9 protein-coding genes are annotated in these 8074 nt (G+C 56.6%); 3 read left to right on the forward strand and 6 right to left on the reverse strand.

Annotation, left to right across the window (positions count from 1 at the left end; genetic code table 11):
- On the forward strand, nucleotides 1–386 hold a 386-nt coding region (locus VMU57_RS13060; protein WP_325384078.1), incomplete at its 5' end, for a Gfo/Idh/MocA family oxidoreductase.
- 55 nt (nucleotides 387–441) lie between these two features.
- Nucleotides 442–1401: a sugar phosphate isomerase/epimerase gene (locus VMU57_RS13065; protein WP_325384080.1), complete on the forward strand. Its 960-nt coding sequence runs from the start codon at nucleotides 442–444 to the stop codon at nucleotides 1399–1401.
- 112 nt (nucleotides 1402–1513) lie between these two features.
- Here VMU57_RS13065 and murQ read toward each other — a convergent pair whose 3' ends face one another.
- Nucleotides 1514–2482, reverse strand: coding sequence for an N-acetylmuramic acid 6-phosphate etherase (gene murQ, locus VMU57_RS13070; RefSeq protein ID WP_325384082.1), 969 nt, complete (start codon nucleotides 2480–2482; stop codon nucleotides 1514–1516).
- A gap of 315 nt (nucleotides 2483–2797) precedes the next feature.
- Between murQ and lepB the strand changes: the two genes are divergently transcribed.
- Complete coding sequence (gene lepB / locus VMU57_RS13075; protein ID WP_325384084.1) at nucleotides 2798–3286, forward strand: signal peptidase I; 489 nt, start codon at nucleotides 2798–2800, stop codon at nucleotides 3284–3286.
- 75 nt (nucleotides 3287–3361) lie between these two features.
- On the opposite strand, the gene tpiA is transcribed toward lepB, so the two are convergent.
- The 5 genes from tpiA to VMU57_RS13100 form a co-directional block, all read right to left on the reverse strand.
- Nucleotides 3362–4120: a triose-phosphate isomerase gene (gene tpiA, locus VMU57_RS13080; RefSeq protein ID WP_325384086.1), complete on the reverse strand. Its 759-nt coding sequence runs from the start codon at nucleotides 4118–4120 to the stop codon at nucleotides 3362–3364.
- 109 nt (nucleotides 4121–4229) lie between these two features.
- Nucleotides 4230–5444, reverse strand: a complete 1215-nt coding sequence (locus VMU57_RS13085; protein WP_325384088.1) for a phosphoglycerate kinase — start codon at nucleotides 5442–5444, stop codon at nucleotides 4230–4232.
- 261 nt (nucleotides 5445–5705) lie between these two features.
- Nucleotides 5706–6080 carry a RidA family protein gene (locus VMU57_RS13090; protein WP_325384090.1) on the reverse strand — a complete coding sequence of 125 codons (375 nt, stop codon included), beginning with the start codon at nucleotides 6078–6080 and terminating at the stop codon, nucleotides 5706–5708.
- Nucleotides 6081–6139: 59 nt separating this feature from the next.
- On the reverse strand, nucleotides 6140–7255 hold the full coding sequence (locus VMU57_RS13095) for an acyltransferase (protein ID WP_325384092.1): 1116 nt from the start codon (nucleotides 7253–7255) through the stop codon (nucleotides 6140–6142).
- 104 nt (nucleotides 7256–7359) lie between these two features.
- On the reverse strand, nucleotides 7360–7833 hold the full coding sequence (locus tag VMU57_RS13100; protein WP_325384094.1) for a VOC family protein: 474 nt from the start codon (nucleotides 7831–7833) through the stop codon (nucleotides 7360–7362).
- Nucleotides 7834–8074: the final 241 nt, after the last annotated feature.

Genomic DNA, 8074 nt, shown 5'->3' on the forward strand with positions numbered 1-8074 from the left:
AAAATGATCTGCAGCTCGAATTGAATGGGCGTAAATGCTCTTTGAAGTGGCGCCAGGAAGAGCAGAACGAATTGTGGATCGGGCGGCATGACCAGCCAAACCAGATGATGGCGAAGGACCCTTCGCTGGTGTTGCCGGACGTTCGCCGTTATGTTCATCTGCCGGGCGGACATCAGGAGTCGTGGACGGACGCATTCTGCAATCTCATGCGCGATGCCTACCATTGGATTCGTGAAGGCGGAGCACCGGCGGCAAAGCCGGAGATGCTGCCGACCTTCGAAGATGGATACCGATCGGCCTGTGTCATCGACGCGATGCTCAGGAGCCACGCGGCCGGTGGAGTGTGGGAGAAGGTCCGCTACGCGGCTGCTGAAGGAATAGCGTAGAAGCTGGGGCAGCAAGCGGCCCTCAATATTATTTGTGCAACTCAGGAGCAACCGAATGAAACTTGGAGTATTCACGCCGCTATTGGCCCAACTTCCCCTCGATGCTGTTCTCGGCAAGTTGAAGTCTCTTGGCATCAGCACCGTAGAGCTGGGAACAGGGAACTACCCGGGCGATGCACATTGCAAGCTCTCGATGTTGGAAGATGCATCGGCGCTCAAGGAGTTTCAGCGGAAGCTCGAGGACCATGGGGTCAGCATCAGTGCGTTGAGCTGCCACGGAAATGCGCTACATCCCGATAAGGTTCTGGCCAAACAATTCCAAGAGGTTAGCCGGAAGACGATTCTGTTGGCTGAAAAGCTGGGTGTATCTACCGTGGTCGATTTTTCCGGCTGCCCGGGAAATTCGCACGAAGCTACAGCGCCCAATTGGGTCACCTGTCCGTGGCCTCCGGAGTATCTCCAGATTCTCGATTGGCAATGGAAGGAAGTTGTCGAGCCGTACTGGGTCAAACATGCGGCGTTTGCCGAGCAGCATGGAGTGAAGATCGCAATCGAGATGCATCCTGGGTTCGTTGTCTACAGCCCGGAGACGATGTTGCGGTTGCGCTCAATTGCCGGTCCTTCGATCGGATGCAACTATGACCCCAGCCACATGTTCTGGCAGTCGATCGATCCCATTGCGGCAATCCGTGTGCTCGGCGATGCCATCTTCCATGTCCACGCTAAAGATACGCAGATGTATTCGGCCAATCTGCCGAAGACGGGCGTGCTCGACACCAAGCCATACACGGACGAGCTGAACCGCGGATGGATCTTCCGTACCTGCGGCTTCGGCCATGGGGCGGAGTGGTGGAAGGAATTCGTCTCGACCCTCAGGATGTGCGGATACGACAATGTACTCTCGATCGAGCACGAGGACAGCCTGCTTTCGTCAGAAGAAGGACTCACCAAAGCTACACGCTTTCTGGATGAGATTGTGCTGAAGGAGAAGCCGACTGCTCCGTGGTGGGCATGATTCGCTGATTCACGTCGACGCGGCAAAAATAAAGCTCTGCCAAAGTGGGCAGAGCTTTATTTTTGGATACGATGTCGGCGACCTGCAAGAGCATTCGCTAAACGAAGCAGGATCAGAGTTCCAGGCGGGAGTCGTCGATGGCGAGCCTGACATTGCCGTCGGATTTGGTGAGTCGGCGTACAGCTTCCATCTTGTCGACGTTGGCTTTGAGCATGACGACCGCGATGGGAATGGATTTTCCCGCGGACTTGATGGTGCGGATTGCGGTGTCGCGGTCGATCTCGCAGACCTTCATCAACACACGGATGCCGCGCTCGACCAGCTTCGCATTCTTCATGTGCACGTTGACCATGAGATTGTCATAGACATACCCAAGACGAGTCATGGCGCCGGTGGTGATCATGTTGAGGACCATCTTCTGGGCGCTTGCGGACTTCATGCGAGTGCTGCCGGAGAGGACTTCAGGGCCTACCTCCGCGACGATGGTGGTGTCGGCGACATCGGAGAGCGGGGTATTGAGGTTGCAGGTGACGGCTGCGGTTTTAGCGCCACGGGCGCGGGCGTACTCCACCGCACCGACGACATAGGGAGTGCGGCCGCTGGCAGAGACGCCGATCACGATATCCTTGCGGGTCGGACGGCGGCGGGCGATATCGCGCTGGCCTATCTCGGGAGAGTCCTCGTTGACGTCGGAGGCAGAGGCAAGAGCCTTGGGGCCGCCAGCCATTATGTACTGGACTTGCGAAGGAGAAGTGGAGTAGGTTGGTGGACACTCCGAGGCATCGAGGGAGGCGATGCGCCCGCTGGAACCGGCCCCGACATAGATGAGGCGACCACCATCCCGGAGCGATCTGGCCACCGTATCAATGACAATCGCGATCTCGGGCAAAGCCTTTTTGACGGCTGCGGCGATCTTTGCGTCTTCGTGATTGATGATGCGCGCTATCTCGAGCGCGGATTTTGTATCCAAGCCTTCAGACGCTGCATTTGCTGTCTCCGTCGTGAGGTCATGAAAGTCCACGGGAGCGCGATTTCCGGGTTTTGGTGTAGGGGGCTGCTCGAGCATGGTAAGGGTGGCCATAAATGTGTCACTGCGCTTCTTAGATTCAATTCTAGTCCCATCGCCCTCCGATGCGACAGAAAGGTTGTGTGGGCTGCCGTTGAAAGATTTTGTGATCAACTAGATAGGATGCAAGATACGGCAATTTGTTTGCCTTGTGCGGTGGGAGACGTGCTCCGTGGTATGGCTCGGCTTGGGACGGGTGCCAGCAGGATATTTGAAGCGTCTAAATAGTTCAGGAGTAGATATAAAGTGCAGAGTGACGAACGAGAGCCTGAGCGGCCTGAAGACAGTAACCGTTTAAAACCAGCCTACAAAGGCGAATTGCGGTCATGGATGCGAGACTTGGTAGTCTCCGTTGCTGTGTCGGCGTTCATCATTATCTTTCTCTACCAGCCCGTGCGGGTCGAGGGAACCAGCATGCTGCCCATGCTGAAGGATCAGGACCGTCTCTTCATCAACAAGATGGTCTACCGCGTGGAAGATATTCAGCGCGGGGATGTCGTGGTATTTCTCTATCCCCACGACCACTCGAAGAGCTATATCAAACGTGTCATCGCCCTGCCGGGAGACGATCTTCGCATCGATCACGGCGAAGTCTATGTGAACAATAAGCGCGTTGTGGAGAAATATGTGCCCGTGGGGTTTGAAGACGAACGCTCGCTGCCGGAGACTGTCATCCCGCCGCATGATTATTTCGTGATGGGGGACCATCGCTCGATTTCAAGCGATAGCAGAGACTTTGGACCAGTGGAGCGGAATTTGATCTATGGTAAGGCGGCGTTTGTGTACTGGCCGATGGATCAGGCTGGAGTGGTGCGGTAAGGCAAGCAAACAGTTAGGACAAAGATGCCGCGTTGACGGCGACGTTAGCGCGGCATCTTTGTGGTGCTCAAGGAACTAAAGGGACGAGTTGGCGACGATCTGAGCGAAGCTGGTGGGATCGAGGCTGGCCCCGCCGACCAACGCGCCGTCAATATTTGCAAGACAGCAGAGGCTGGCCGCATTGTCCGGCTTGACCGAGCCGCCGTAGAGAATGCGGGTGCTGGCTGCGATAGCGGGGCTGAGAATCTCTGCGATCTGGGAACGGATGAACTGGTGCGCGTCCTCCGCAATCTGCGGGGTCGCGGTGAGACCAGTGCCGATGGCCCAGACGGGTTCGTAGGCAATGACCAGCGGTGCGGCGGCCGCGGGATCAATGCCCTGAAGCCCGACCGTCAGTTGCTGCTTGAGGACATCGTTGGTGTGGCCCGATTCGCGCTCTGCCTTGTGCTCTCCCACGCAGACGATGGGGACGAGCTTGTGCGCCAGGGCGGCTTTGAGCTTGTGATTGACGGTCTCGTCGGTCTCGTTGAAGTACTGGCGGCGCTCGCTGTGGCCGATCAGGACGTGGGTAGCGCCGATGGCATTCAGCATGACGGGCGAGGTCTCGCCGGTGTAGGCTCCGTTGTCGTGCCAGTCCATCGTCTGGGCTCCGATGTGCACTTGAGTTCCCTTTGTAGCTGCGATGCTTGCACCCAGGCAGATCATGGGAGGACAAAGTACGATCTCTGTCTTCTGTTGATTGGCTACGAGCGGGAGAAAGTCATCGATGAAGGCGATGGATTCCGCAGGGGTTTTGTACATCTTCCAGTTGGCGGCGATTAGTGGTTTACGCATGGTAAGAATCAGTTTCCCTTAGGTTGTGCGCCGGTTTTTGTCTCGGCGCGATTCTGGATGTCCTGAGCGGCGTGCGTGATCTTTTGCCTAGAACGACGGCGCTTCGCTGCTACTTGTCTGTAAGAGCCGCGACGCCGGGGAGGATCTTGCCTTCGAGAAACTCGAGGCTCGCGCCGCCGCCGGTGGAGATGTGGCTGATCTTTTGGGAGACGCCGGACTGCTTGACCGCCGCGACCGAATCTCCACCGCCGACGATGGTGGTGGCGTCATGGTTGCCGGAAACGCAGTGGGCGATGGCGTGAGTTCCCTTGGCAAAGGCCGGCATCTCGAAGACGCCCATGGGACCGTTCCAGATGATCGTGCGCGCATCGGAGATCTCGGCTTCAAAGAGGGCAATGGATTTGGGGCCGATGTCGAGGGCCATGAGATCGACGTGGAAAGGATGGCTTCCTTCGTGGATCGTCGTTTTGGCATCGTGGGCGAACTTGTCGGCGAGAACGTGGTCGATGGGAAGAAGGAAGCGGACGCCCTTGGCCTTGGCCTTGTCGAGCGCAGCTTTGGCCACGTCGATCTTGTCGGTTTCGACGAGCGATTTTCCGGTCGTCTGGCCCTGTGCGTTCAGGAAAGTGTAGGCCATGCCTCCGCCGATGATGATGGCGTCGGCCAGATCGAGGAGGTTGTCGATGACCTGGATCTTGTCGGAGACCTTGGCTCCGCCGATGATGGCGACGAAGGGCTTGTCCGGCTGGTCGAGCGCCTTGCCCAGATAGGTCAGCTCGCGCTCCATCAGCAGGCCAGCAGCGGACTGTTTGACGAAGTGGGTGATGCCTTCGGTCGAGGCGTGAGCGCGATGGGCGCTCCCGAAAGCGTCGTTGACATAGATGTCGCAGAGACTGGCGAGCTTCTTGGCGAAGGCCGGGTCGTTGGCCTCTTCTTCGGCGTGGAAGCGGAGGTTTTCGAGCAGGAGGGTCTGGCCGGACTCGAGTTGCGTGGCCATCTCGGTGGCGACTTCGCCGACGCAGTCGGGAGCGAAAGCTACGTTCTCGTTTTCGTCGATGATGGCGTCGAGGAGTTCGCGGAGCCGGTCGACGATGGGGCGCAGGCTCATGGTCGCGACCGGCTGGCCTTTTGGACGGCCGAGGTGAGAGCAGAGGATGACTTTGGCCTTGCGGCGCAGAGCGTATTCGATCGTGGGCAGCGTCTCGCGGATGCGGGTGTCGTCGGTGATGGTCCGGCCATCCTTGGAAAGCGGGACGTTGAAGTCGACACGGATGAGGACGCGCTTGTTCGTAAGATCTAGATCGCGGATGGACAGCTTGCTCATTTTTCTATTCTTCTCCGGAGGTATATGTGGGTACCTCCCCCCTGGGTGTTTTGTTGCAAAGTATTCAAAACAATAGAGATATGTTTGGACTAACTCTGCAAAGTCCTGATTTTAGAGAGTCAGGACTCGTAAAGTCTTGATTGTAAGCGGCTTCTCTTTCTGCGGAAGCCATGTTTTCGGGAGACCTCTGCTTGTTTCACACCCATGATACCGAATCAGAAGACCATGTTTGTCAAGTTCGTTAAGAAAATCGGGAGTGGCTCAGGCTTCGGGGATGTAGGCGTCGGCTTCGATCTCGACATGCCATTTGGGATTGAGCAGGGGGGCGACGACCATGGTGGCGGCGGGTAGGATCTCTCCGAAGACTTCGCCGTGGGCGCGACCGATCTCTTCCCAGTCTTCGACGCGGGCGAGGAACATGCGGGTGCGGTAGACGTGCTCAAAGCCGGCACCGGCTTTTTCGAGGGCATTTCTGATGATATTGAGTGCGACCCGCGTCTGTTCGGCGGGGGAGGCGTCTTCCGCGCCTACGGGGCCGGTGCCGGAGACGTAGACATGGTTGCCGATGCGGACGGCCCGGGAGAAGCCGATGATGGGCTCGTAGGGAGAGGTGCCAGGGATGTTCGTGCGGAGCATGGAACTAGCTTAAGCTTCTTTCCCTGGTGAGGGAGCGCACGAGTAGATATTTGCGATTTCTATGCCTTCTGTGGGCGAGTGAGGAACTTGCGAATGATATCGCGCAGGGGTTCCTCATAGAACAGAAAAATAAGACAGGACAAAGATATAAGGATGAAAGGAGAGAGCGCTGCGTCCAGACCGGGACGGAAATTGGCAAACAGGCGATGCGCGATGATCCGTACGGGGCCTTGAAGAATATAAAGTGCGAAGCTGGCGCCACCGAGCAGCAGGAAGACTTTACTTGAGAGCACGTTTGTAAGCCAGCCGCGCCCATCGGCGAGGCGATAGATGGCCCAGCCAAAGCAGACGACTGTTGTGAGCGAAATCAGGTAGTCGCCAGCACCGGCGGCAAGGATGGCGAAACACGGGAGGATCCCTGCGGCAGTGATCCAATCGTTGGTGGCAACGCGGGGTTCGATGGTTTGCCTGCGTAGAAAGATTGCGCCGAGCGCCAATCCGAAGACAAACTCAGGCAGGCACAGGACCGGCAGGATGACATGACGTGTGAGCCAGGTAGCCGGAAATCCCGGACGCAACATGGGAATCTGTAAAGCGACGATCAGAACGCCGCTGAGTGCGGCAAGCAACCAAAAGGTGAAAGCGGACCTGGTATGGCGGAAGGGAAGAAGTAACAGTGGAAAGCAGCAATAGAAAAAGGCTTCTACGGAGAGAGTCCAAGCCTGTGTGATCCACATGCCTCCGTTATTTGAGACCGGAGGAACCCAGGATTGCAGCAAGGGGAAGATGAGAAGCTCCTTCCCATGGGGCAATCGCATATAAAGAAAGGCGGCAATGACGATAGCAAGCAGGTAAACGGGATAGAGGCGGGCGAAGCGAGCTACGAAAAATTTATAAAGATCTCCAAGGCTCTGAAGATTGTCATGGTAGGTGTAGTACAGAATGAAGCCGGAAAGCATGAAGAAAAGTGCGACGCCAAGGTGGCCATTTTCCAAAAAGACGGTTACAGGACGAGGCAAATGGGCACGAGCTGTAAAACCGGCGCCGAAGTGATAGGCCATTACCCAGAAAGCCGCAAAGAAACGAATGCCGGTGAGTGCGTGCAAACCGCGGCGGCGTATGCGCTTACCGGGGCTTGGAACCAAGCCTTCATGAAGCACTTGCGCTGTATCCATAGACTATAACTCTATATCAAGCTGATGAATTAGAAGTACAGCATAGGCATTGGCGCTAAGCCTTCCGATGTTCTCAGGCGCTCAATGCGCTGGAATGAGACCGCTTACGATTGCGCGGCGCGCTCGAGTTCAGCGATGTCGAATTTCTTCATCCGCATCATGGCCTGCATCGCTTTGGGATGCTTGATGAGGTCAGGCAGCTGTGCAGGCACGATCTGCCAGAAGAGACCAAACTTGTCCTTGAGCCAGCCGCATTGGATCTCGCTTCCCCCGTCGGCGGTGAGCCTGGACCAGTATTCGTCTACCTCCTGCTGCGAGTCGCAGCGAACGGTGAATGAGATTGCCTCGGTGAATTTAAACATGGGACCACCGTTGAGCGCTGTAAATTTCTGGCCATCCAGTTCGAAGGTGATGGTGAGAATGCTGCCCGCCGGGCCTGGAGTGTCGTCGGTATTCTGCAGATCATCAAGGCGGCGCGAGTTTTTGAAGACGGTAAGGTAAAACTCGACCGCCTCTTCGGCGTTTGAATCGAACCAGAGGAATGGAGTGATGCGGGGAAAATTCTGAAGAGCACTCATTCGATATTCTTCTCGCTTTCTATGGAAGGTACCTTTTTCCAGCAGTCGACATATCCTGCAGCTCGCAGATAGGGCAGGTCGCCAGCTCGAGGTATTCGATCATAGATTACTTGCAAAACACAGGCTATATTTGTGCCCATCTGGGATAGAGCAGGTTGCCGGTGCAACCGGTCGGAGCCTGCCAATTCGTTCGGTACTGCCGTTTGCCACGCTCTTTGTGATCTGGATCATCGCGTTCTTC

It is taken from the genome of Edaphobacter sp., from assembly GCF_035532915.1.
In the GTDB taxonomy this organism is placed as follows: domain Bacteria; phylum Acidobacteriota; class Terriglobia; order Terriglobales; family Acidobacteriaceae; genus Edaphobacter.

Excerpts from the sequence above, each read along its gene's own strand:
- VMU57_RS13065 (WP_325384080.1), top strand. The coding sequence starts at position 442 with ATGAAACTTGGAGTATTCACGCCGCTATTGGCCCAACTTCCCCTCGAT.
- VMU57_RS13095 (WP_325384092.1), bottom strand. The coding sequence starts at position 7,255 with ATGGATACAGCGCAAGTGCTTCATGAAGGCTTGGTTCCAAGCCCCGGT.
- murQ (WP_325384082.1), bottom strand. The coding sequence starts at position 2,482 with ATGGCCACCCTTACCATGCTCGAGCAGCCCCCTACACCAAAACCCGGA.
- VMU57_RS13085 (WP_325384088.1), bottom strand. The coding sequence starts at position 5,444 with ATGAGCAAGCTGTCCATCCGCGATCTAGATCTTACGAACAAGCGCGTC.
- VMU57_RS13090 (WP_325384090.1), bottom strand. The coding sequence starts at position 6,080 with ATGCTCCGCACGAACATCCCTGGCACCTCTCCCTACGAGCCCATCATC.
- VMU57_RS13100 (WP_325384094.1), bottom strand. The coding sequence starts at position 7,833 with ATGAGTGCTCTTCAGAATTTTCCCCGCATCACTCCATTCCTCTGGTTC.
- lepB (WP_325384084.1), top strand. The coding sequence starts at position 2,798 with ATGCGAGACTTGGTAGTCTCCGTTGCTGTGTCGGCGTTCATCATTATC.
- tpiA (WP_325384086.1), bottom strand. The coding sequence starts at position 4,120 with ATGCGTAAACCACTAATCGCCGCCAACTGGAAGATGTACAAAACCCCT.